The sequence below is a fragment of the Rhizobium sp. PDO1-076 genome (genome assembly GCF_000247475.1).
Classification (GTDB): Bacteria; Pseudomonadota; Alphaproteobacteria; order Rhizobiales; family Rhizobiaceae; genus Allorhizobium.
Genome location: NZ_AHZC01000413.1, coordinates 1 through 22,714, shown reverse-complemented (window position 1 = coordinate 22,714; position 22,714 = coordinate 1). Strand labels below are relative to the sequence as shown.

Sequence of the window (22,714 nt, the reverse complement as noted above, 5' to 3'; positions counted from 1 at the left end):
CAACCGATTGCAAGGTCGAAACGGCTGCGCAACATTCCCGACAAGGCGCTGTTCGGCTTCGATCCGACCAGTTATCTCGGTGTCTACATGCCGGACACCTTTTGGTACGATAGAGACGTGTGATCATGCTGCGATATATCCTATGGCGCATCGCTGTGATGGTCCCGACACTGGTCCTGATTTCCATGCTGGTTTTCACGATCATTGAACTGCCGCCCGGCGACTATTTCGAAAGCTATGTTTCCGAGCTGCGCGCCATGGGCGAAGCAGCCGACATGGCCGAGATCGAGGAGTTGCGCGCCCGCTACGGCTTCGACCGCCCTCCCGTTCTGCGCTATGTCCACTGGGTCGGCGGAATGCTGGTCGGCGACTTCGGCTATTCCTTCGAATATCGTCTGCCTGTCTCGGATGTCGTCGGAGACCGGCTATGGCTGACAGTGCTGGTGTCGTTCGTCACGATCATCTTCACCTGGCTGCTGGCCTTCCCGATCGGCATCTATTCGGCAACACATCAGTACAGCTGGGGCGACTATGGCCTGACGTTTCTCGGCCTGATCGGCATTGCCGTGCCGAATTTCATGCTCGCTCTGGTGATGATGTATTTCGCCAATATCTGGTTCGGTGTTTCGATCGGCCACCTGATGGACCGCGAATATCTCAATGCGGCGATGAGCTGGGAAAAGTTCCGCTCGATCCTGTCGCATATCTGGATACCGGTGATCATCATTGGCACGGCAGGTACAGCCGGCATGGTCCGCCGACTTCGCGCCAATCTTCTTGATGAATTGCACAAGCAATATGTCGTGACCGCAAGGGCAAAGGGTCTGCACCCGTTGCGCGTCCTGCTGAAATATCCTCTGCGCATGGCGCTCAATTTCTTCATCTCCGATATCGGATCGATCCTTCCGGCAATCATTTCCGGCGCTGAAGTCACCGCGATCGTCCTGTCGCTCGAAACGACAGGCCCGATGCTGATCAAGGCTTTGCAGAGCCAGGACATGTATCTCGCCGGTTCGTTCCTGATGTTCCTGGCCTTCCTGACCGTTATCGGCGTGCTGGTGTCCGACATCGCGCTGGCGATCCTCGATCCGCGCATTCGTCTGGGCGGAGGGAGCCAGAAATGAACACACCCCTTCCCGAACCAGGCGCACCGATGGGACACTATGTCTCGAGCGCCGCATTTGATCCTTATGCCGCCGAGCGCAAGGTCGAGGAACTCAAACACATCGCCCAGGCATCACAGTTCCAGCTGATGTGGTGGCAGTTTCGCCGCCACAAGATGGCGCTGTTTTCCGGTATCTTTCTCATCCTGGTCTATGTCAGCATTCTGTTCAGCGAATTCCTGGCGCCTTACAACCTGCACACCAAGAATATCGATTTCATCCACACGCCGCCGCAGACCGTCCGCTTCATGCACGAGGGCAGTTTTGTCGGACCTTTCGTCTATGGCCAGCGCATGACGCTCGACATGGACACCTTGAAGAGGGTCTATATCGACAATACCGACGATGTTCAGCGGCTGCGTTTCTTCTGCCGCGGCGATGGCTACCGGTTCTGGAATCTGGTGGAGACCAACCTGCATCTGGTCTGCCCGGCCGAGGGCGGCCAACTCTTCCTGCTTGGCACCGACCGTCTCGGTCACGACATGCTGTCGCGGATCATCTATGGCGCGCGCATATCGCTGACGATCGGCATCTTGGGCGTCATGATGAGCTTTGTCCTCGGCATCGTCATTGGCGGACTTGCCGGCTATCACGGCGGCATCTTCGATCTTCTGGTCCAGCGCGTCATTGAGGTCCTGCAGTCGATCCCGAGCATCCCCCTATGGATGGCGCTAGCAGCGATCATCCCGGTGACCTGGAGCCCCATCCTCGTCTATATCGGCATCACCGTCATTCTCGGCATGCTGGATTGGACCGGACTTGCCCGCGCGGTTCGCTCAAAACTGCTCTCGCTTCGCGAGGAAGACTATGTGCTGGCAGCGCAGGTGATGGGCGCCGGCAGCGCCCGCATCATCCGCCGCCACCTTGTCCCCGGCTTCATGTCGCACCTGATCGCCAGCGCGACCCTGACCATTCCCGGAATGATCCTTGGCGAGACGGCACTGAGCTTCCTCGGCATCGGCCTGCGCCCACCGATCACCAGCTGGGGCATCCTCCTGACCGAGGCACGCAGCGTTAATATTATCGCACTTTATCCCTGGCTACTGTTCCCTGTGGTGCCTGTCATCCTGGTTATTTTGGCTTTCAATTTTCTTGGTGACGGTCTACGCGATGCGGCCGATCCCTATAAGTGAAACGGAATTTCGATGCGCAGGAATCCTCCCAGCACTCTTGCGGCTTCCAGTGGAGCCGAGGGACTTCGCTCATGACGCGCAGTTTTGAGCAAGGCCGCATCCTGATGTACAGCCACGACACCTTTGGTCTCGGGCACCTTCGCAGGTGCCGGACCATCGCCCATGCGCTGGTCGAGGAATACCGCGGCCTCAACGTGCTGATCATATCGGGTGCAACGATTGCCGGTGCCTTCGATTATCGCGCCCGCGTCGATTTCGTCAAAATCCCGAGCGTCATCAAGCTGCGCAACGGCGAGTACACCTCGCTTGAGCGTCATATCGATCTCGAAGATACCCTGAACATGCGGCGTTCGATCATCCGCCACACTGCAGAGACGTTCAAACCCGATATCTTCATCATCGACAAGGAGCCCATGGGGCTGGGCGGCGAAGTCGAGGAAACCCTGGCCTATCTGAAGGGACGCGGAACCAGGCTCATCCTGGGCCTGCGCGAAGTGATGGATGCGCCGCATCTGCTGGAGGCGGAGTGGAAGCGCAAGGATGTAATGCAGAAGATCGAACGCTTCTATGACGACATCTGGGTCTACGGCCCGCCGGACTTCTACGATCCCCTGATTGGCCTCGACGTCCCGGCACCTGTCCGTGACAAGATGAATTTCGTCGGCTTCCTGCAGAGAAGCGCGCCCCATCAGGATCGCTCGCTGCATCAGCCGGACGGCGACTACATCCTTGTCACCACCGGTGGCGGTGGCGATGGCGCCGATCTGGTCGAAGACGTGATCCAGGCCTATCAGCAGGATCCGACGCTGACACACAAGGCCTTGATCGTGCTGGGTCCCTATATGCCGGCCGAGCAGCGCACCATGTTTGCGAAGAAAGGGGCAGCCATTCCGTATATCGAGGTGATCGAATTCGACACCCGGATGGAAGAGCTGATCGCCAGCTCCAAGGCAGTGGTGGCGATGGGTGGCTACAACACCTATTGCGAAATTCTCTCCTTCGACAAGCCGGCGTTGATCATCCCGCGCGTGATGCCGCGCGAGGAGCAGTTGATCCGCGCCACACGCGCCGCCGAACTCGGCCTGATCGACATGCTCAGGCCGGAGGAATCCCGTGATCCGAAGCGCTTGGCGGCCGCGCTGAAGGCACTTCCAAGCCGCTTGCCACCGTCAAGCAACAGCGCGGGCCTGCATCTTGAAGGCCTGAGCAATATTGCCCGCATGGTCGGCAGTGAACTGGCCCAGCGCGAACTGATTCCAGCCATCGCAGAAGAGGCCCACTAGGTTTGCCGCATTCCCGTAAAATCGTCGTGCTGCTGAAGGGATATCCGCGGCTGTCGGAAACCTTCATCGCCCAGGAATTGCTGGGTCTCGAAAAGGCCGGTCTTGAACTGCTCCTCGTCGCGCTGCGGCGCCCCACCGACAAGAAGCGCCATGCCGTCCACGACGAAATCCGGGCGCCGGTCCACTACCTGCCCGAATATCTGCATCAGGAGCCCATCCGGGTGCTGCGCGCCTTGTTTGCAATCCGCAAGCGGCCGGGCTTCCGCAAGGCATTTGCCCAGTTCCGTTCGGATCTGGCTCGTGACTTCACCCGCAATCGCTTCCGCCGTTTCGGACAGGCTGCGGTGCTGGTCAACGAATGGCCGAAGGACGCCGGCTGGCTGCACGCTCACTTCATCCATACGCCGGCATCGGTCGCCGCCTATGCCAGCCAGATCACCGGCATTCCCTGGACCGTGTCCGCCCATGCCAAGGATATCTGGACATCGAAGGACTGGGAACTCTCCGCTAAGCTCGCAAGTGCGCGATGGGCCGTGACCTGCACACGAACCGGCTACGAGCATCTGCAGCAGCTCGGCCCCGAAGACGTCAGCCACATCCATCTGAGTTATCACGGGCTCGACCTGAACCGTTTTCCGCATTTCGACGGGCTTCGCCCGCCACGCGACGGCACAAGCAGCGAAGATCCCGTTACGATCATCAGTGTCGGCCGCGCGGTCGAAAAAAAGGGCTATGATGTCCTGCTGAAGGCATTTGCCCTCCTGCCGTCGGACCTGCGCTGGCGCTTCGTCCATGCCGGCGACGGTGGCGAGCGTCCCAAGTTGAAGAAGCTGGCCCATGAACTGGGCATCGATGACAAGATCACTTGGCTGGGCGCCGTCGATCAGAAGGATGTCCTACAGGCCTATCGCACAGCCGATATTTTCGCGCTGGCCTGCAGGATCACCAGCGATGGCGACCGTGACGGGCTTCCCAATGTTCTGGTCGAGGCGGCAAGCCAGCGGCTGACCTGCGTCGCCACCGACATTTCCGGCATTCCCGAATTGTTCAAGGATGATGAAAACGGCCTGCTGGTTCGATCGGAAGATCCGCAGGCTCTGGCCAATGCACTGGAACGGGCGATCCGCGATCCCGAGCTTCGCAACCGCCTTGGACAGGCCGCCGAGACAAAGGTGCGCGGCAGTTTCGACTATCATTCAAGCGTCGGACAGTTGAAGGCGCTGTTCGAAAGCGAATGGCAGACGCCGAAATGACGGACGCTGCAACGATCGGACCCCAGCCCCGCGTCCTCTACTACGTTCAGCACCTGCTGGGCATCGGTCATCTGGCAAGAGCAAGTCACATCGTCCAGGCGCTTGCCGAGAACGACTTCGAGGTGACCCTGGTGACCGGGGGCATGCCTGTTGCCGGTTTTCCCGCAGACGGCATAGACCACGTCGCCCTGCCGCCGATTGCTGTCGGAGACGGCGGGTTTTCGCAATTGGTCGATGCCGATGGAGATCCGGTAGACGATGCCTTCAAGGCGCGGCGGCGCGATCTCTTGCTCGCGACCTATCGGGAAAAGAGGCCGGATATCGTCATCCTCGAAGCCTTTCCCTTCGGCCGCCGGCAGGTTCGCTTCGAGCTTCTCCCGCTGATCGAAGCGATCGAGGCGACACGGCCGCGCCCGCTTCTCCTGACATCCCTGCGTGACATCCTCCAGGAACGTGCGAAACCCGGTCGGGATGAAGAAACCGTCGATCTGGTCCACCGCTACTTCGACCGCGTCCTGGTGCATGGCGATCCCACCTTCGTCAGGCTCGAAGATACATTCCCGCTTGCCCGCTCGATTGTGGACCAGGTCGTCTATACCGGCCTGGTGACGGGCCGACCGCCAGCGGCGCCTGCCGAAAGTTTCGACATCGTCGTTTCGGCGGGCGGCGGTGCCGTGGGTGCCGGCCTGATCAGGGCGGCGCTGGAGGCGTCCGCACAACGGACCGATCTTGGCCGCTGGTGCATCATCGCCGGCCCCAACCTGCCCCAGCCGGATTTCGAACGGCTTGCAGCGCAGGCGCCGGACCATGTGGAACTGGTCCGGTTCCGCACCGATTTCCGCAGTCTGCTGACCACGGCGAGGCTGTCCATCTCCCAGGCCGGCTACAACACGGTCTGCGACATTCAGCAGGCGGGATGCCGATCGGTCCTGGTGCCATTCGCATCCGGCGGCGAAACCGAGCAGACCGCGCGCGCCGAGAGACTGGACCGCATGGGCCTCGCGGTCGTCTTGCCGGAGGACGGGCTCTCCGGCGACACCATGGTCTCCGCAATCAATCGGGCGCTTGATCTGGCCGCTCTGCCGGATGTGCCTGTTTTGCAACTGGACGGGGCAAATCGAACGGCTGAGTTACTGAGAGACCTTCTAAACAAGCGACCGGCTTCCCAGCTATGATGTTAAAGACGCCTCAGCCTGTCCCTGGATAGCTGCAGCCTGAAAAATCGCATAGAAGTTTTCCATGGAACCAAACCTCGCCAGATATATCTGGAACCACACAAGCCGCCAGCAACTCTGGATTCTGTTGTTTGTCGCCCTGTCGATGATCCCCTACTATCTCGCCTTCGATCTGCCCAAGCAGATCGTCAACGGCCCGATACAGGGCGATGGTTTCACCAAGGCTGGCGATACGCAGCTGTTCATGCATCTGACCCTGGACATTCCGTTCTGGGGCAATGTCGAGCTTTTCCCCGGCCTGCCGCTCGAACGCCTGCCGTCATTGATGGCGCTGAGCCTGACGTTCCTGATGCTCGTCATCATCAATGGCCTGTTCAAGTTCTATATCAACACCTACAAGGGCCGGCTCGGCGAACGCCTGCTTCGGCGCATACGCTTTGAACTGATCGACCGGATTCTCCGGTTTCCGCCCAACTATTTCAAGCGCATTAAGGCTGGCGAAATTGCCAGCATGGTGAAGGATGAGGTCGAGCCGCTCGGTGGCTTTACCGCGGATGCCTTCGTCCAGCCGGCTCTTCTTGGCGGTCAGGCACTGACGGCGCTGATCTTCATCTTCATGCAGCATTTCTGGCTAGGCTTCGTCGCTTTCGCCATGGCCATCGTGCAGGTCGGCATCATTCCGCGCATGCGCCGTCGCCTGATCGAACTTGGTCGCGAGCGGCAGATCAGCGCAAGACAGCTGGCAGGCCGCGTGACCGAAATCGTCGACGGCATCGGTACGGTGCACGCCTTCGACACATCCAATTTCGAACGCGCCGATATCGCATCGCGGCTCGGCTACATCTTCCGCATCCGCTACGATATCTATCAGTGGAAGTTCATGGTGAAATTCCTGAACAACTTCCTCGCCCAGGTAACGCCTTTCCTTTTCTACGTCATTGGCGGTTACCTGACGATTGTCGGCAAGCTCGATGTCGGCCAGCTGGTCGCGGTCATCAATGCCTACAAGGAGCTGCCAGGCCCGCTGAAGGAACTGATTGACTGGGACCTCGCCCGCCAGGACGTGCAGGTCAAATACGAACAGGTCGTTGAACAGTTTGAAGCAGACCAGTTGCTGGATGCCGAGATCCAGGCTCTCGAACCGTCGAGCACCGGGCCGATGAACCATCCGCTTAGCACCAACAATCTGATGGTCGAAGACGACAACGGTGCGCGTGTTCTGGAGCATGTATCGATCAAGATATCGCCCGGCGAGACGGTCGCAATCATCGGCACGGCCGCAAGCGGCGCGGATGCCCTGGCTGAGGCTCTGGGTCGCATCACGCGGCCGACGGGCGGCAAAGTCAGCGCGGGGGATGACGACATCTTCATGTTGCCGGAAGCGATCACCGGTCGCAGGATCTCGTATGCGGCGCCCGACGCCTACCTGTTCTTCGGCTCGCTGAAGGACAACCTTCTCTATGGGCTCAAGCATGCCCCGACCGCCACGGTCTCGTACAAGGGCGCGGCCGCCGACAAGCGCAGATGGGACATTCTCGAAGCAAAGAGATCCGGCAATGCCGATTTCGACTTGAACAGCAACTGGATCGACATTGCAGCCACCCGTGCACAGGACATGGACGGGCTTTTCGAAGCGATGCGAGAAGTTCTGGAGGTTGTCGACCTGTCTGAAGACGTCCTACAGCTCGCCCTGCATTCGACCATCGATGTCGATAGCGACCCGACACTCGCTGCCCATATCGTTCAGCTTCGCCGCCGGCTGCGCGAGGAACTGGATCGCCGCAACCTCAACAGTCTTGTCATTCCCTTCGAGGAGGACCGGTACAACACTGAGGCGATGGTCGGTGAAAATCTGTTCTTCGGCATGATGAGTTCGGATTCTGCCATCCAGGCAATCGCCAAGACCGCCTATTTCCGCAACATGATGGAGGAAAGCGGCCTCGGCGAAGCGCTGTTCAGGATGGGTATGGCGATTGCAGAAAACACGATCGAGCTGTTCAAGGACCTGCCGCTGGATCACCCGTTCTTCGAACGCCTGACCTATATGACACCGGAGGAAATCCCGGCCTACCAGCAGCGTCTGCAACGGCTGACCGGCCAGTCAATGCGCAGTGTCGGAGACGAAGACCGGATCGCGCTTATTCGCCTGAGCTTCTTCTACGTCGAGCCCCGGCACCGTTTCGGCCTGCTCGACGAAGCCTTGATGAGCAAGATCATCGAGGTCCGGCATCAGTTCCATGATCACCTGCCGAACGCCCTGCGTGGATACATCGAGCGCTATGACCCGAGTGCCTATCTGTCGTCCGGGAATCTGATCGAGAATATCATCTTCGGCAAGGTCAATCATCGGTTCAGCGATGCTGCCAAGCAGCTCCGCGAAATCGGTTCCTCGCTGATGCGTGCTCAGCCCGGCCTATATCAGGCTCTGCTGGCGCTGGGGCTGGAATACAATATCGGGGCTGCCGGACGGCGGCTCTCGCATTCGCAGCGCCTCAAGCTCAGTTTTGCTAGGGCCCTGATCCGCAAATCGGATTACTACATCTTCAATCGGCCGCTTTCCGGGCTCGATCACCATCTTCAAGACAGGATCGTCGAAGCGTCCCTTGCCTTTCTGGCAAAGGATGGTGATACTCCTGCGGTGGTCTGGGTACTTTCGAACACGCCCCTTGCAAAGCACTTTGAGAGGGTTATTGCTTTTAACGACAGAACTGTGGCCGAAGATGGGTCTTACGAGACAATTGTCGAAAATGGTTCAGTCTATAAGCAATTGATAGCATAGTTGGTGGTAGGACAGTCGAACGCAATTTTTCGAGGCAGGTGAATGTGATGATCCTGAATGACGAAGTGCAGATGTTACGCGGCGTACCTCTTTTTTCCGGCATGGATGCTGGAAAACTGAAGCTGCTTGCGTTCGCCTCTGACCGGGTCATCTACGGAACCGGCCAGGAATTGTTTCACCAGGGCGATGCCGGCGATGCGGCTTATGTCATCCTGTCGGGCGCCGTGGACATCATCATGGACAGCCCAGCCGGCGAAACCAAGATTGCCGAAGTCGGCTGTCGTTCCGTGGTCGGCGAAATCGCCATCCTGTGTGACAGGCCGCGCAACTCCACGGTCAAGGCTGCCACCCCGGTCGAAGCCCTTCGGATCAGCAAGGACTACTTCCTCAAGATTCTGGCCAGTTGCCCGCGCACGATGGCCGAGACCATGCGCATCCTCGGCGAACGCATGGCGACCACCCACTGATCTGCCATTTGCCGGACCGCCTAGTCTTGATCCAACCCTAGGCTTTATCGGCCAGAAGATCCCGCGCTGATCGCCATCTGCAGCCCGCATGTTTTTCCGTGGCCGCAAAAAGAAGCTCCAGCAAATCCCAGGCCGCCGCATCGTGCACGAGATGATGGGTCAGCAACCCGACCGGACCCTTATGGGTTCGCGACATGGCCACCAGATCGCCAACGACAGCACCAAGCGGGCGCCCTCCGCGCGTGCCACGCCAGTCCATGATATCCACATGGGTATTCAGCATCGTCAGCGGAGCTGATCTTTCCGGCCCATAAACCGATAGAGCCTCGAAGCCGAGACCACCGAGTTCTCCGATGATGTCGCTGTCGATCCGGTTCCAGGGCGGCACAAGCATTGGCACGAACCGGGTCTCGTACAGAGATTCAAGGCGCTCACGCCCCCGTGCGAGTTCGTCCAGCACCGTTGCAAGCGGTCGATGCATTCCCAACTCCCGGCTTTTCTCGCCCGCACCCGCGTGATTGAGATGAGCCCAACCATGCACCGCCACCTCGACACCCTTCTCCAGCGCCAGGCGCTGCTGCAATTCCGTACCGGTAAAAGCGGGGATGACTGCGAGCAACGTCGGCACACCGTGATGGTTCGTTAGCTGAAGCAGGCGATCGAGTGGCTCGCTTGGCGCGACAGCATCGTCGTCGCGAAGCCATAGCTGCAATGGGTCGCCCAGATCGGCACGACGATCAAGCTCTTCGAACAACGGCTTGAGTTCTGTGCGCCCGGTCATGGCTGGTCTCCCAAATGCTGATGAAGAATGGCATCGAGCGCCCTGCTCGCGGCTTGAAGCGAGTGATCACTTACAACGCGGACACGTGCATTCCCTGCCATTCGGCGTCTTTCGTCGTCGTTGCCCAGCAGAGTTGCAATGGCCGTTGCATATGCATCGACATCGCCCGGCGCGGTCAGGATGCCCGTCGTACCGTTTTCAACGACTTCCGGCACGCCGGCCGTCGCCCATGCAATCACTGGCACCCCGGCCGCCTGCGCTTCCAGATAGGCAAGCCCATAGGCTTCGCCACATCCCGGCCAGACATACAGCGCGCTGCCCGCAAGAATGTCAGCAATCTCGGAAGGCTCCTGTTGGTCAAGCCATTCAATGCGGCCTTCCGGCAGGTCGGAAAACAAAGCCCGGACATCGTCGCGCATCGGACCGTCCCCAACGATCGACAGCATCCATGGCAGATGGCGGATCCGGCCAAGCGCCTGGGCAAGGACCTTATAGCTCGCCAACTTGTCGCCGGGGCGCATCATCGCCACTGTCACCAGGCGAAGCGGATCAGGCAGGGGAACCATCTCAAGAAATGCATCGGCATCAATGAAAGGTTTGAGGGTGGCGACCACCGCCTCTGGCGCGATCGCCATGAGCCCTGCGCGATCGCGTCCGGTCAGGCAGATGTTCACGGTAGCGAGGCGAATGGCGTCGAGCACGCGGCCCTGCAGATCGCTCCACACACCGATATTCCGCCGATGGGAATAGGATGCCTCGACGGTGACATAAGGAAGCCTGAACTCCGCACACAGGTCAGGGCCGAGAAGATCCGGCGACTTGTAGTAGGGATGGTAGCAGAACCACAGATCCGGTACGCCCCGTTGACGCCACTGCTCACGAAGACGTGCAACCTCCGCACCGGCATTTTTAAGCAACGCGTCACGCCCGTCTCGATCGTCATAGTCAGCAATGAAGGCGCGCAACTCCGAGACGACCTCCACGCTGTGACCGCAAAGCCTCAGACAGGCGATCAACTGGCGCGCCATCAGTCGATCGCCCGACGGCACCGGGTGATCGGGCGACTTCAATGGAGAATAGAAGGCAATTTTCATGACGTCCGACCGACCGTCGCAGGGCTTCCCACGGCGCTCTTGCCGCATCGACCGGGCGCGAAAAACGGCTGGCGACACAGCAAATTCGCGTGACGCGCGCGCGCCTCAACCAGACTTGACATGCAGGCTAAACTCTCCCATCTGGACGTGCCCATCCTGTATAAGTGCACGGAGTCCCGATGCCAACACCTTTGCATTCTCACGAGTTGTTGCTTCAGCACATCCAGTCACGCAGCGCCCATGTCGGCGTCATCGGACTGGGTTATGTCGGCCTCCCGCTTGCCATCACGGCCTCCAGAGCCGGCTTCCCGGTCACCGGCTTCGACATCGATCCGACAAAGATCGTCTCGATCGAAGCAGGCCGCAGTTACATCGAAGCCGTTCCCGACGAGATCCTTGGCGAGGAGTGCAAGGCCGGGCGGTTTGCGGCCACATCCGACTTTTCCCAGCTGGGCCATTGCGACGTCATTGCCATTTGCGTCCCGACACCCCTGACCCATCACCGCGACCCGGACATGTCCTATGTCCGCAAGACATGCAAAGAGATCGCCCGCACCCTGCGCCCCGGCCAGTTGATCGTGCTGGAATCGACCACCTACCCCGGCACGACGGACGGACTGGTCAGGCAGACGCTCGAGGCCGGCGGCTTGAAGTCCGGTCAGGACTTCTTCCTCGGCTTTTCACCGGAGCGGGAAGATCCGGGCAATCGGCATTTCCAGACGTCGACCATTCCGAAAGTCGTCGCCGGCGATGGCGAGCACGCCACATCGCTGGTAAAGAGCTTCTACGGCGCGGTGGTCAAGACGGTCGTGCCCGTATCATCGACGGCCACGGCGGAAGCCGTGAAGCTGACGGAAAACGTCTTTCGCGCCGTCAACATCGCCTTGGTCAACGAACTCAAGATCATCTACGACGCCATGGGCATCGACGTCTGGGAAGTCATCGACGCGGCAAGCACCAAGCCCTTCGGCTACATGCCTTTCTATCCGGGCCCCGGTCTCGGTGGTCATTGCATCCCGATCGATCCCTTCTACCTGACATGGGTCTCGCGCAAATACGAGCTGCCGACCCGGTTCATCGAGCTTGCCGGCGAAATCAATTCCGCCATGCCGCGCCACGTCGTCGAGAAGCTGGCGGAAGCGCTGGATATCCGCCTCGGCAAGGCACTGAGCCGGTCGAAGGTTCTGGTGATCGGCCTCGCCTACAAGAAAAACGTGCCCGACATTCGCGAAAGCCCCTCCCTGAAGCTGATGAAGCTGATCGAGGAGCGCAAGGGTACGGCCTGTTACTATGATCCCTATGTCGCTGAAATTCCGTCGACGCGCGAATACAGCATGCTCAAGGGCCGGGCTTCGATCGCGTGGAGCGAAGAGCAGGTCCGGAACTTCGACGCGGTCCTGATCGCAACCGATCATGACAGCATCGACTACGCCGCACTCGCCAAATGGAGCCCTTTGATCGTTGACACCCGAAATGTGTTTTCACGATTGAAGATCAGCGGCGACAACATCGTCAAGGCATAAGGTGCCGGTCGGCACCCACAATGATGGGCCAATTTCATGAGCCGTTTGGACAGTTTTATTCGCCGTATGTCGGCGCAGCGCGACATTATCGATCACGTCCGCGACAATGTTCCTCTCTTGCCGACAGGCGCCATTCTCGAGATCGGCCTTGGCAACGGCCGGACCTTCGACCATCTGCGCGACCGCTTTCCCGGACGCCGCATCGTCGCCTTCGATCGCGCCCTCGGCGCCCACTCATCCTCCACGCCGGAACCTGAAAACCTGGTGATCGGCGAAATCGGCGAAACCGCAAGAGCCTTTGCGGGACAGGGTGCAGCCCTCGTTCATGCCGATATCGGCACCGGCTATCCCGACAAGGATGCCATCACGCTGACCTGGCTGCCCGACATCGTCAGTGCAGCCCTTGCGCCGGATGGCGTGGCAATCAGCGGCCTGCCGCTTGAACATCCGTCCCTGGCACCCTTGCCAATCCCGTCGAGCGTCGATCCCGATCGCTATTTCCTCTATCGCAGGAAGGCCTGAGCGGTCGTGCCGGGGTTCGACCCTGAGATACCGGCAGTCGCGGTCATTGCCGATGCCCATTTTCACGACATCGAGGGCAATTATGACGTCGATGGCGTCATGGTCGGCGGCAGGCGGCTGACGGTTCGCAGTTGGGCCGACACGGCCCGATCGACCAGGGTCTTCAACGAGAGCTTTGCCGCTCTTCCAGCCGCACTGGAGGATGTCTGTTCAAGGGGCATTCGCCACGTCGTCCTGTTGGGTGACTATACCGATGACGGGCAGCGGACGACCACCGAAAGCGTCGCTCGCCTGCTGCGCCACTGGCGCGACCGGCACAACATGTCGTTCTACGCGATCCCCGGAAACCACGATGTCTTCGGTCCACTCGGCAAGCACCAGAGCACGCGGTTTCTCGACGCGTCCGGCACCACGACCCTCGTCACCAGCGATGCCGAGATCGCGGCGCTGGATCCAGGTCAGCCGATCGTCACACCCAAGATGTACTGCGACGGCATGCCGAACGGCCTGCTGCCGATGGCCGAATTCGGCCTCACCCGAAACGCCGCCTATCGGCATTGGGAGACGCCATTCGGCGCGTCGGATGAATTTGAATTGCGCCAGCATGACCTCCACTCCGCCGATGGCTTGACCATCCGCCGGCTTGTCGATGCGTCCTATCTGGTCGAGCCGGTGGACGGCCTGTGGCTGTTGATGCTCGACGCCAACGTCTTCGAGCCGCGCAATGGCAATCGCGACATCGCCCGCAAGAAAGCCTTCCTCGACAGTTCCAACGCCGGCTGGAATGCTCTGCTGCGGGTCAAGCCATACCTGATCGACTGGATTGCCGATGTGTGCGCGCGCGCCGACAGCCTTGGCAAGCACCTTCTGGCGTTTTCCCATTATCCGGTACTCGATCCGTTTGAGGATATGTCCAACAGCGAGGAAACGTTGTTCGGCATGACCGACTTCGCCAGGAGAACGCCGGTCCCGGCGGTTACCGAGACGCTTGTCCGTGCCGGCCTCAAATTGCATTTCAGCGGCCATCTCCACGTGTCGGCTCGGACAGATTGGGCAAGTGGCACGCAGTGCCTGACGAATATCGCCGTCCCATCGCTTGTCGCATTCCCAGCCGGCTACACGATTGTCCGCGCAGGCAGAACCACGCCGGAAATAGAGACCGTGTCCCTGGCGTCCATGCCGCTTGATCCCGACCTTCTCGATCTCTACCGGGCTGAAACCGGCACACCCGACGCGACATCGGAACCTGCATTGGAGGCACAGAACTACGGAGAATTTCTCAACCGGCACATGCAGGCGCTCGTCGTCAGCCGCTACCTGCCCAAGGACTGGCCTCCGGAACTCCGTGAGCTTGCCCTTCATGTGTCGCTGGCTGACCTCTGCATCTTGTTGCTTGGCGACACGCTGCAAATCGAGCCGCCACGCGAGACCCTGGATGCGACGAGAGCTAAAGAGAGCATGTCCAGTATCCTTGACGATTGGGCGAAAGCTCATGATCTTGACCGATCAAGCCTGAACACCTCGCCTCTTCTGCAACTCGTCGTGGACTGGTACCGGCTTCGCCAGGGCAGCGCCGAGGCACTCACCTGGGTCCCGGCCGAAAGGCTGCGGGTCTACCGGGCTCTGGCGCGTGAATTCGGCGACGCCAGCCTGTCCGAACACAAAAATCTACGCGACTTCCTCGCCATCTTCCTCGGCGTCCTCGGCCGGTCGGTCGAGCGAGCGACACGCATCGTCCCATAACCGCGAACTGCGGATCAGCGTTGACAAGTGCTGCATGCTGTCCGCTGTCGACCTGGCAAACGAGCGCAAAGGCGACAAGAAAAGCCCGCCTATTGGCCAACCCGCACTTGCGGTTTTGACCCCTCAGATGAATGGCCACTTGCAATCGCGCGAAAAAGGCGTTTGGCTATGAACCGTGATATTGTGACACCTGCTGCGTGAAGCGCGGCGCAATTGTTTAATTGAATGAAAGAGAACGTGTTTTCGATCAAATTCTGGGGTACGAGGGGCAGTATTCCCGTATCCGGGCCCCAATTCCAGCGCTACGGTGGCAACACCCCCTGCATAGAGGTGCGGTGTGGCGATCATCGCCTATTGTTTGACGCCGGTTCCGGCATCCGCGAAGTCGGCGTGGAAATGCTGGAACAGGGCCTGAAACAGTCCCATCTGTTCTTCAGTCACTGTCACTATGACCACATCATCGGCCTGCCCTTCTTCAAGCCGATCTACAATCCCGCAGCCAGCGTCAATATCTGGTCAGGACATCTCGCCGGGCAGATGACGACCCGCGAGATGGTTAGTCGCTTCATCAGCCCTCCATGGACACCGATCGACACGACCATCTGCAAGGCAAATCTGATTTTTCACGACTTTCACGCCGGAGATATTCTGACCCCGATCCCCGGGATAGAGATCCGGACATTCCTGCTCGATCATCCAGGCGGCGCGATCGGATACAGGGTCGAGTGGGAGGGCAAGTCTCTGGCGCTGGTCTTCGACATCGAACATCAGACAGGCATCCTCGATCCGACCGCGTTGGAGCTCATGCAAGATGCCGATATCGCCGTCTACGACGCCGCCTACACCGAAGACGAAATGCTGAAATACAAGGGTTTTGGGCATTCGACCTGGGAACAGGGTGTAAAGCTCGCCTTACAAGCATCCACCCGCAAGCTGGTGCTGTTCCATCATGCCCCTTCGCGCACCGACGATGAATTGGACAGGCTGGAGCAGCTGGCACAGCAGCATTTTGCCGAAACCATCGCCGCGCGGGACGGAATGGTGCTTGAACTCTGAATTGCCACGTTCCGGTGCTTTGACCTGACGGGTTGATTCACTCCGAGCGACGGCAGCCCAAGTCAACATGTGCGTCTGCCGTGCACCTGCAGATGGATCGACGAGAACCGACTTATTCTTCATCATCGCGCCTTCGGTCAAAAGGCTCACGGCAACAGAAACCCAAGGCGGCAGCGTGAAAAAAGTCATAGTCTCCGAACGGACGCTGCGCGATGCGCGGTTGGCATCCGGCCTGGTGATCTTCATTTTCATCGCAATGCATATGCTCAACCATGCGGTCGGTCTGATCTCGGTTGAAACGGCCGATCACTTCCGCCGACCGTTCCTCGCCCTATGGCGCAATCCCATTGCCACCGTGCTTCTCTACGGTTCATTGCTGATCCATTTCCTGCTGGTTTTGCGGGCGATATACATCCGCCGCAATTTCGTCATGCCGAAATCCGAAGCGGCGCAGATCGTCCTTGGCCTGATGATCCCGCTCCTGCTGATCCCGCATATCGTCGGAACACGGGTTGCCAACGAACTGTTCAACTACCGCGATACCTATGCCGCCGTCGTCACCCAGCTCTGGATCAGCTCGCCGGTCAATGGTGTGCAACAATCAGCCGTGCTGGTCATCGCCTGGCTGCATGGCTGTATCGGCCTGCATTTCTGGCTGCGGTACCGCACCTGGTATGGGTGGGCATCGCCCTGGCTTCTGGTTCTCGCGATCATGCTTCCCGTCTTGGCGCTGCTCGGCTTTTCAGAAATGGGTCGGACAATTCAATCGCCCATGGGGATAGGGCGCGGTTATCCCGGCGGCTATTACGACCCGACGGCACCATTGCCCCTGTCTATGGTGCAACTGGCCACAATCCGGATGTGGGCTTACGGCATATTCGCCGTCTCGCTCGTGGCGCTCCTGCTTTTCCGTTTTTACCGACAGCTGCGCGAGCGCGCCGACCGTATCGCCGTGCGCTATCCCGACGGGCAGGTGGTCCATGTGCCACGCGGCTTTTCCATTCTCGAAGCCAGCAGGCTGGGGGGCGTGCCGCACTACGCGGCCTGTGGCGGGAAAGGTCAGTGTTCGACCTGCCGCGTCCAGGTCGTCAGCGCCGAAGGCAATCTGCCGGCGATCGGCACGCTGGAGCAGAGAACCCTCATCCGCATCAAGCCTGAACCCGGCGTGCGCCTTGCCTGCCAGCTGCGCCCGACAGGCAACCTGACGGTTGCCCCGCTCCTCGTTGCCATGCCCGATACGATGGTCCCGGCAAACAGCCAGGAGATCAGCCCCGGCAGGGAGCGGGATATCGCCGTTCTGTTCTGTGATCTGCGCAATTTCACCACCCTGACCGAAAGCCGCCTGCCGTTCGATATCGTCTTCCTCCTCAATCGCTATTTCGCCGTGGTCGGCCATGCGGTCGAAGACACGGGCGGACAGCTGGACAAGTTCATCGGCGACGGAGCCATGGCCTTGTTCGGCATCAACTCGACACCGGAGGAGGGCTGCCGCCAGGCGTTGGAAGCGGCCCACCTGATCATCGCCGGCATCGAGGAACTGAATGTCGAATTGGCGAAGGACTTTTCCACCCAATTGCAGATCGCCATCGGCATTCACACCGGTCACGCGGTGGTCGGAACCCTTGGCTACGGCCGGGTAAAGAACATGACCGCCATCGGCGACACGGTAAATGTAGCAAGCCGGCTTGAATCGGTGGCAAAACAATTCAACGTGCCGCTGGTTATTTCCGAGCCCGTGGCGCGACTTTCGGGCGTGGACCTGACGGGCATGGAGACGCACGAGGTTTCGTTACGCGGTCGTGAACTGTCCTTGAACGTGTTCATTCCGGTCTCCCAGACCAATGCGGCTTCTGCTTAAGCCGCATATCCATCTGCAAAAACCGGTAATGCGGCACGGCGGGCGATATGGTAAGGTCCAGCAATGAACGTAGGTCCAGACGACAGGTTTTACCAATCCGTCCCGCTGTTTGCCCGCTTTGAAGGCGTGGTGGACCGGCAGAACTACAAGCCGCTGCCGGACGATTGGTGTCTCGCGATCGCCGACATCGTCGGATCAACGCATGCTATCCTCGAAGGACGCTACAAGGCGGTCAACATGGCCGGCGCCAGCGTCATTTCTGCGGTGCTGAACGCGCTGGGTGAACACGAACTGCCGTTCATCTTCGGCGGCGACGGCGCCATGGTTGCCATTCCCGCCGGCGGCGTCGATACGGCTGCCCGGGCGCTGGCAAGTCTTCGCAACTGGGTCGCCTCGGATCTCCAGCTGGACATGCGTGTCGCTCTGGTCCCCGTTTCCGATATCAGGGCTCAGGGTCTGGATGTACGCGTCGCTCGTTTTGCGGCAAGCTCCAATATCGCCTACGCAATGTTCACCGGCGGCGGAGCAAGCTGGGCGGAGCAGGAGATGAAGGCAGGAAGGTACAGGGTCGACGTCTCCGATGCCGAACCCAGGCCGGATCTGACCGGCCTGTCCTGCCGCTGGGATCCGATCCAGGCGCACAATGGCGAAATCGTTTCGATCATCGCCAAGCCGACGTCAGCAGAAACGATGGATGCCTTCCGCAAACTGGTCGGCGACATCATCGCCGTCACCGCGGAACAGAACCGGGAGGCACATCCCATACCGGCTTCTGGGCCCGATCTTGCCTTTTCGGCAGAAGGCATACGAAACGAGATAAGCGCTACGGCGCCGTCGTCAGGACGCATCCGCCAGAGGCTCTCCATTATACTGCAAATCGTCTTGACGGTCGTCCTGCACAAGCTGAACCTGCCCTTGGGCAGCTTCGATGCACGCCGCTACAAGGCCGATGTCGCCGCCAATTCGGATTTCCGCAAATTCGACGACGGACTGATGATGACCGTAGACGTCGATGCCGGGCACAGGGACCGCCTGGTGCAGCGATTGGAGGCTGCGGAACGCGATGGCGTCTGCGAATTCGGCCTGCATCGCCAGGACAAGGCGCTTCTCACCTGTTTTGTTGCAACTGCCCTGTCGCGAGACCATATGCACTTTATCGACGGCGCCAGTGGCGGATATGCGCTCGCGGCCAGTCAGTTGCCTGAAAAACGGGCACAGGCCAGAAAAGCGGAGGCACTGGCGCAGCCGACTGGGCAGAACATTTGATCAAGCACATGCCGTAAAACAGGGCACCACATGAGCCACAATCCCCAACTTGTCTCCAATATCTTCATGGACAAGGTCGCCGACTGGCTGACCAAGTCGGCGCTCGCCGGCAACAATCTCGAGGAGATCATCAGCGGCTTCTGCGATCGCATCGCCGCCACCGGCATTCCCATTCACCGCATTCACCTCTCCTTCGCCATGCTCCATCCGCTTTACGATGCGCTGGGTTTCACCTGGCGGCCGTCGACAGGCCTGATCGTCGAGCGTTACATCCACGACATCGAAAAGCCCGAGGTCTTCCTGCGCAGCCCCTATTACAAGCTGCTGACCAGCAATCTCGAATTCATGCGCCGGCGCATTCCGGCGGAAGGTCCGGTGGAATTTCCGGTCTTCGAGGATCTGCGCAAGGAGAATATCAACGACTATATCGCCTTCGTCCAACCGCTCGGCAACCAGTCGTCGCAGGGCATGATCGGCTCTTGGTCCACGGCAAGCGAACAGGGCTTCAGCGAGGACGTCATCGCCGCGCTGATGCGCATCCAGGATCATCTGGCCGTTGCCGCCAAGGTCGCCGTTCTCGACAAGCTCGCCAACAACCTGCTGACGACTTATCTTGGCGAAGGCGCCGGCAAGCGCGTGCTCAACGGCCAGATCCGCCGCGGTGACGGTGAAACCGTCCGCGCAGCCCTGGTCATGGGCGACATACGTCAGTCCACCCAGATCGCCGATACAGAAGGCCGCCAGGCCTATATCGACGCCCTGAATGAGTTCTTCGATGCCGCCGCCCAGCCATTCAATCGCAATGGCGGCGAAATCGTCAGCTTCGTCGGAGACGGCTTTCTCGCGGTCTACCCCTGCGGGCGACACAAGGATACATCTGAAGTTGCATGCCGGCTTGCTTTCGAAGCCGTGCGGCAGGCACAGGCCCGCATGAGCGAACTGAACCGCCAGAGACGCGCCAACAATCAGAAAGCGATCGGCTACGGCCTCGGCCTGCATATTGGCAATGTCATGTTCGGCAATGTCGGCCTTCGCGACCGCCTGACCTTCTCCGCCTTCGGCTCGTCAGTCAACGAAGTCGAGCGCTTGCAGGCCTTCACCAAGAAATACGACTCCCAGGTCATCGCCAGTGATGCCTTCGCTTCGTATTGCGGCGGCGACTGGACCGTACTCGGCGACGAGGAACTGCGCGGTGTCGGCAACAAGGTCAGACTGAAGCGGCCGGAATTGCAGCAGGAACCTCTGCTGGTCGATGCCCTGGCCCGCGATCTGTCCAGGCCCGCGCTGTCGGAGGCCGAACGGGTCATCCTGCTTCACCGGGATGCCAGCAAGACGGCCGAAAAGAAAAACAACTTCCTGGATCGGTGGATCCAGTAGCCAAACGTCAGATATGTCGCCGGCACGCTTGACGTCGGCGACATTTCAAACACTTCAATGAATTGTGCGGGGACGATGCACCGATAACGCTTGTCGCGCCCCGGATTGCAGATAGGTTCCTGGTCGAATTGCATGGCGATCAGCGGTGGGGCTGTTTTATCTTCATGTGGTGGGCCTGTTACCGACCTCCGATACATTGTGCGGTGGAAAATGGAAAAAAGCCTGACGCGTTACATTTGGGCGAACACCTATGCCCAGCAGCTCTGGATCCTGCTGGTCGTGTTCCTGTCGATGATCCCCTACTTCCTTGCCTTCGACCTGCCCAAGCAGATCGTCAATGGTCCCATTCAGGGAGAGGGGTTTGAAAACCCCACGGCCACCCAACCGTTCATGGAGCTGTCTTTCGACATGCCGCTCATCGGGCATGTCGATCTGTTCGGTGGCTTCAGCCTCGATCGTTTCCAGACCCTGATGGGCCTCAGCCTTGTCTTCCTCAGTCTTGTCGTGCTGAACGGCCTGTTCAAATTCTACATCAATACCTACAAGGGCCGGCTTGGCGAGCGCATGCTCCGCCGCATTCGCTTCGAGCTTTTCGATCGGGCCCTGCGGTTTCCGCCGCTGCATTTCAAGCGGGTGAAGTCTCCCGAAATTGCCACCATGATCAAGGACGAAGTCGAACCGCTCGGCGGCTTTATCGGCGACGCCTTCGTCCAGCCGGCACTCCTCGGCGGGCAGGCCATAACTGCGCTGATCTTCATTCTGGTGCAGAACATCTGGCTAGGCTTGATTGCAACGGCCATGGTCGGTGTCCAGGCTGCCATCATCCCGCGCATGCGCAAACGCCTGCTGGAATTGGGACGCGAGCGGCAGCTGACCGCACGCGAACTTTCCGGCCGTGTTGCCGAAGTCATCGACGGGATTTTCACGATCCGCGCCAATGACACCTCGAACCTCGAACGCGCCGACATCACCGCCCGACTGGCGCGGATCTTCTCGATCCGCTACGACCTTTACCAGTGGAAGTTCCTGGTCAAGTTCATCAACAACATCCTCGCCCAGCTGACTCCCTTCCTGTTCTATGTCGTGGGCGGAACGCTTGCCCTTCAAGGTACACTGGATATCGGCCAGCTGGTGGCCGTCATTGCCGCCTACAAGGATCTCCCAGGACCGATCAAGGAACTGATCGACTGGGATCAGGCGCGCCAGGACGTCCAGATCAAGTATCAGCAGGTCGTCGAGCAATTCGATATCGAGCCGCTGGTCAGCCCTGCCGTGCAGGCCCTGGTAAAGACCCGTTCGCCGCGGCTCTCGGAAGCTCTGGTCGTCAGCAACCTTGTCCTTTGCGACGACAGCGGCGCGCGCCGGCTTGATCGCATCTCGCTGGAAATTCAACCCAACGAGACGGTCGCGATCATCGACCACAACGGCAATGCTGGAGAGGCCCTGGCGGAAGCCATCGGCCGGATCATCCTTCCCGATTCCGGTCGCATCACGATTGCGGGTCAGGAACTGCACGAAATGCCCGAAGCCGTGACCGGCCGCCAACTTTCCTATGCCTCGTCCGACACGCATTTCTTCCAGGGCACGCTGCGCGACAATCTGCTTTACGGGCTGAAACACGCTCCGCTGCGCGACATCGAATACACCGACGCGGCAGCGCGGCAGAACCAATGGGAGCGCACCGAAGCCCAACTCGCCGGCAACCCTTATCTCGACCTCAACAGCGACTGGGTTGACTATCAGTCGGCAGGGGCAAGCGGTCCGGAAGATCTCTACAAGGTCATCGGCACCGTCCTCGACACCGTGACGATCACCGAGGACATTCTCGATCTTGCCCTGCGTTCGCGGGTCGATATCGTCAAACACAAGGCGCTCGTCGATCGGATCGTCGAACTGCGCACCGAAATGCGCCGCCGTCTGCAGGACGAGGAACTGGATACGCTCGTTGAGCCCTTTGAACCGAAATCCTACAATGGCCATGCGACAGTCGTGGAAAACCTGCTCTTCGGCAGCATGAAACAGCCGATGATGTCTGCCGAACAACTCGCGGCCCACCCCTATTTCCGCCAGGTCATGAACGAAACCGGCGCTGCCGGATTGCTGTTCGAAATGGGTTTATCGATCGCCGAGACGGCGGTCGAACTGTTCAGCGACCTGCCGGAAGACCATCCCTTTTTCCAGCAACTTACCTTCATGACCGCAGCGGATCTGCCCGTCTACGAAAGCCTGGTGCAGAAGCTA

17 protein-coding genes are annotated in these 22,714 nt (G+C 59.7%); 15 read left to right on the top strand and 2 right to left on the bottom strand.

Annotated features, from left to right (window positions below):
• Positions 1-125 precede the first annotated feature (125 nt).
• From PDO_RS22940 to PDO_RS22910, 7 genes are all read left to right on the top strand, one after another.
• A complete protein-coding gene (locus tag PDO_RS22940) occupies positions 126-1,124 on the top strand; it encodes an ABC transporter permease (protein ID WP_007607450.1) in 999 nt (332 codons plus the stop codon).
• Positions 1,121-2,296, top strand: coding sequence for an ABC transporter permease (locus PDO_RS22935; RefSeq protein ID WP_007607449.1), 1,176 nt, complete (start codon positions 1,121-1,123; stop codon positions 2,294-2,296). The genes PDO_RS22940 and PDO_RS22935 overlap by 4 nt, the downstream gene beginning before the upstream one ends.
• A gap of 71 nt (positions 2,297-2,367) precedes the next feature.
• Positions 2,368-3,579, top strand: coding sequence for a glycosyltransferase family protein (locus PDO_RS22930; protein WP_007607448.1), 1,212 nt, complete (start codon positions 2,368-2,370; stop codon positions 3,577-3,579).
• A gap of 2 nt (positions 3,580-3,581) precedes the next feature.
• On the top strand, positions 3,582-4,832 hold the full coding sequence (locus PDO_RS22925) for a glycosyltransferase family 4 protein (RefSeq protein WP_007607447.1): 1,251 nt from the start codon (positions 3,582-3,584) through the stop codon (positions 4,830-4,832).
• Entirely contained in the window at positions 4,829-6,007 is a 1,179-nt protein-coding gene (locus PDO_RS22920) for a glycosyltransferase family protein (protein WP_007607446.1), read from the top strand. The genes PDO_RS22925 and PDO_RS22920 overlap by 4 nt, the downstream gene beginning before the upstream one ends.
• A gap of 64 nt (positions 6,008-6,071) precedes the next feature.
• Positions 6,072-8,786, top strand: coding sequence for an ABC transporter transmembrane domain-containing protein (locus PDO_RS22915; RefSeq protein WP_007607445.1), 2,715 nt, complete (start codon positions 6,072-6,074; stop codon positions 8,784-8,786).
• A gap of 47 nt (positions 8,787-8,833) precedes the next feature.
• Positions 8,834-9,253: a cyclic nucleotide-binding domain-containing protein gene (locus PDO_RS22910; protein WP_007607443.1), complete on the top strand. Its 420-nt coding sequence runs from the start codon at positions 8,834-8,836 to the stop codon at positions 9,251-9,253.
• A gap of 37 nt (positions 9,254-9,290) precedes the next feature.
• Here the strand turns inward: PDO_RS22910 and PDO_RS22905 are convergent, their stop codons facing one another.
• Together PDO_RS22905 and PDO_RS22900 are read right to left on the bottom strand one after the other, a co-directional pair.
• Positions 9,291-10,034: a polysaccharide deacetylase family protein gene (locus PDO_RS22905; protein WP_007607441.1), complete on the bottom strand. Its 744-nt coding sequence runs from the start codon at positions 10,032-10,034 to the stop codon at positions 9,291-9,293.
• Entirely contained in the window at positions 10,031-11,128 is a 1,098-nt protein-coding gene (locus tag PDO_RS22900; protein WP_007607439.1) for a glycosyltransferase family 4 protein, read from the bottom strand. Before PDO_RS22900 ends, PDO_RS22905 begins: the two co-directional genes overlap by 4 nt.
• A 179-nt stretch (positions 11,129-11,307) precedes the next feature.
• On the opposite strand from PDO_RS22900, the gene PDO_RS22895 reads away from it, so the two are divergent.
• The 8 genes from PDO_RS22895 to PDO_RS22860 all read left to right on the top strand — a co-directional run.
• Positions 11,308-12,651 carry a nucleotide sugar dehydrogenase gene (locus PDO_RS22895; RefSeq protein WP_007607437.1) on the top strand — a complete coding sequence of 448 codons (1,344 nt, stop codon included), beginning with the start codon at positions 11,308-11,310 and terminating at the stop codon, positions 12,649-12,651.
• Positions 12,652-12,687: 36 nt separating this feature from the next.
• Positions 12,688-13,173, top strand: a complete 486-nt coding sequence (locus tag PDO_RS22890; RefSeq protein ID WP_007607435.1) for a class I SAM-dependent methyltransferase — start codon at positions 12,688-12,690, stop codon at positions 13,171-13,173.
• Positions 13,174-13,179: 6 nt separating this feature from the next.
• Positions 13,180-14,916 carry a metallophosphoesterase family protein gene (locus PDO_RS22885; protein WP_007607433.1) on the top strand — a complete coding sequence of 579 codons (1,737 nt, stop codon included), beginning with the start codon at positions 13,180-13,182 and terminating at the stop codon, positions 14,914-14,916.
• 225 nt (positions 14,917-15,141) lie between these two features.
• Complete coding sequence (locus PDO_RS22880; protein WP_007607431.1) at positions 15,142-15,972, top strand: MBL fold metallo-hydrolase; 831 nt, start codon at positions 15,142-15,144, stop codon at positions 15,970-15,972.
• A gap of 175 nt (positions 15,973-16,147) precedes the next feature.
• Positions 16,148-17,830, top strand: a complete 1,683-nt coding sequence (locus tag PDO_RS22875) for an adenylate/guanylate cyclase domain-containing protein (protein ID WP_007607429.1) — start codon at positions 16,148-16,150, stop codon at positions 17,828-17,830.
• Positions 17,831-17,893: 63 nt separating this feature from the next.
• Positions 17,894-19,096 carry a DUF3095 domain-containing protein gene (locus PDO_RS22870; RefSeq protein WP_007607428.1) on the top strand — a complete coding sequence of 401 codons (1,203 nt, stop codon included), beginning with the start codon at positions 17,894-17,896 and terminating at the stop codon, positions 19,094-19,096.
• A 30-nt stretch (positions 19,097-19,126) separates the two neighbouring features.
• Positions 19,127-20,473 (top strand): adenylate/guanylate cyclase domain-containing protein, encoded by a 1,347-nt coding sequence (locus PDO_RS22865; protein ID WP_007607427.1) that lies wholly within the window; start codon positions 19,127-19,129, stop codon positions 20,471-20,473.
• A 210-nt stretch (positions 20,474-20,683) separates the two neighbouring features.
• Positions 20,684-22,714 (top strand): ABC transporter transmembrane domain-containing protein (locus PDO_RS22860; protein WP_007607426.1); only part of this gene is annotated, 2,031 nt, incomplete at its 3' end.

Coding starts and splice junctions, on each gene's coding strand:
- PDO_RS22940 (WP_007607450.1), top strand. CDS start 126: ATGCTGCGATATATCCTATGGCGCATCGCTGTGATGGTCCCGACACTG.
- PDO_RS22935 (WP_007607449.1), top strand. CDS start 1,121: ATGAACACACCCCTTCCCGAACCAGGCGCACCGATGGGACACTATGTC.
- PDO_RS22930 (WP_007607448.1), top strand. CDS start 2,368: ATGACGCGCAGTTTTGAGCAAGGCCGCATCCTGATGTACAGCCACGAC.
- PDO_RS22920 (WP_007607446.1), top strand. CDS start 4,829: ATGACGGACGCTGCAACGATCGGACCCCAGCCCCGCGTCCTCTACTAC.
- PDO_RS22915 (WP_007607445.1), top strand. CDS start 6,072: ATGGAACCAAACCTCGCCAGATATATCTGGAACCACACAAGCCGCCAG.
- PDO_RS22910 (WP_007607443.1), top strand. CDS start 8,834: ATGATCCTGAATGACGAAGTGCAGATGTTACGCGGCGTACCTCTTTTT.
- PDO_RS22905 (WP_007607441.1), bottom strand. CDS start 10,034: ATGACCGGGCGCACAGAACTCAAGCCGTTGTTCGAAGAGCTTGATCGT.
- PDO_RS22900 (WP_007607439.1), bottom strand. CDS start 11,128: ATGAAAATTGCCTTCTATTCTCCATTGAAGTCGCCCGATCACCCGGTG.
- PDO_RS22895 (WP_007607437.1), top strand. CDS start 11,308: ATGCCAACACCTTTGCATTCTCACGAGTTGTTGCTTCAGCACATCCAG.
- PDO_RS22890 (WP_007607435.1), top strand. CDS start 12,688: ATGAGCCGTTTGGACAGTTTTATTCGCCGTATGTCGGCGCAGCGCGAC.
- PDO_RS22880 (WP_007607431.1), top strand. CDS start 15,142: ATGAAAGAGAACGTGTTTTCGATCAAATTCTGGGGTACGAGGGGCAGT.
- PDO_RS22870 (WP_007607428.1), top strand. CDS start 17,894: ATGAACGTAGGTCCAGACGACAGGTTTTACCAATCCGTCCCGCTGTTT.
- PDO_RS22865 (WP_007607427.1), top strand. CDS start 19,127: ATGAGCCACAATCCCCAACTTGTCTCCAATATCTTCATGGACAAGGTC.